At 36.0% G+C, this 1,587-nt stretch carries 1 protein-coding gene; it reads right to left on the reverse strand.

The window, feature by feature from the left end:
- Positions 1-53 precede the first annotated feature (53 nt).
- The gene (locus tag BN587_RS09600; RefSeq protein ID WP_021720907.1) at positions 54-1,076 is read right to left on the reverse strand and encodes a hypothetical protein; all 1,023 of its coding nucleotides are present in this window, start codon (positions 1,074-1,076) and stop codon (positions 54-56) included.
- Positions 1,077-1,587: the final 511 nt, after the last annotated feature.

Here is a 1,587-nt window from a genome sequence, read left to right on the forward strand (position 1 = left end):
AACCTTGCGGTCAGCAGAGCGTTTTATTGTGTCGTTATTAAGTGTTATATATTTTATTCTTCCCTCGCCTGCTTTGAAGATGTCCATAAAGTATATTGCACTAAGATTAGTATACCAACTAATACCATAGCTAAAGCTAAATACGGACTATCAAACAAAAATAAAAGAAGAATTAATCCTGTTGGCACCAGATAATTTTCATAATCTGGATGGTTTCTGTAATAATCTATGTTGCTTCTCTGCTTATCAGTCCTATTGTTTATAGTTTTTGCCTGATAACGGATTGCCCACAGATCATGTAAATCGCTGATATCAACAAGCAAGAACCCGAAAAAGAACGGAAAAGCAATTGCGAAAGCATAAAAAGCAAAAGTATAATCAGGGTGCCACCAAAGCTTATTTGTTACTAGTACAGACGCGATCAAAAGCATCATGCTGTAAAACCAGATTCTAAATATAAGCAGTATGTTGTAATAAAATTTCTTTAACAGATGCAGACTTTGGGGCCACAATATCCTTTTATCCATAAAGTAATTTCTGCGTTTAAAAAACAACAGAAAACATGCTACGCAAATGGCGTACAACCTTACATCTTGCAGGACAAGCAGAAAAAACATAACTATATAGATTATTATTTTTTTGCCAGTTTCCGCTTCATCGTCTGTTTTTTCCTCTGGCTCGCATTGTTGATATGTATTTGCAACCTGTTGGCCATTATCATCCAGGTAATTGACCATGCTTTCCGGATTAACGCTTTCCTGTGCAGTATTCGGGAAATCTTCTTCCGCTGAAGCAAGAGGAATAGGTGGAGCATCCTCAGTCTTATCATCACTTTCATCTAATACTTTCTTTAGTACCCCGGATTTTTGCATAGATGTACCAACGGCAGCAGGAGCAAGCAGCAAAACAAAAGCTAGTAATCCTGAATATAAACCATATGTTGCATATTTAATTGCACCTATAACAATAGCGAAGAAAACACATGCCCCTACTGCTAGCTTGGTACGTTTATCGTAAAGTGCGTGCAATATTGTGACTACAAAGAAAAGATATAAATATATCTGCCATTTTTCCATGTGCATGTCCTTTTAAAATACCATACTCCACAAAGTATTAAGGATGTGTGGCATTTTTCTTTCATATTTTTATGAAGTTGCTTAGAATTGGTACTTTACAGGCTCATTACGGCTTGTGAAGGGATCAAGGATATCAATGATTAAAGAAAATATCCGTATCACCTTTTTGTGCAACATCTGAAGCATTAGCAGTGCCTAGGGACATAATTAAAGAAAGTCCTAATCCTAAAGCTAAAATCTTTTTCATCTTATACTTTCCTCTCTATATTTCTTTTTTTCATTTACAATTATTGTATAAGCTTTACATTTTAATTATTCGCTATGAATATAAATTTCCCTGCATATACCGCATCATTATTTCTCCTTCTTTATCTTATGGTTACAATGAAAGACAAGGCCCTGCTTAACCTCTTGTTGAAAAACGGTTGGGAACTGACTAACGTTTGAACCGTACACCATAACAAAAACCGTACATGTGCAAAGCCTTGCCCCGCCTGCGTTTGTACGGTTT

It is taken from the genome of Phascolarctobacterium succinatutens CAG:287 (genome assembly GCF_000434895.1).
GTDB classification, from domain to species: domain Bacteria; phylum Bacillota; class Negativicutes; order Acidaminococcales; family Acidaminococcaceae; genus Phascolarctobacterium_A; species Phascolarctobacterium_A succinatutens_A.

What these genes read in the sequence shown, in the direction of transcription:
- BN587_RS09600 (WP_021720907.1), bottom strand. Translation starts at nt 1,076, where the DNA reads ATGGAAAAATGGCAGATATATTTATATCTTTTCTTTGTAGTCACAATA.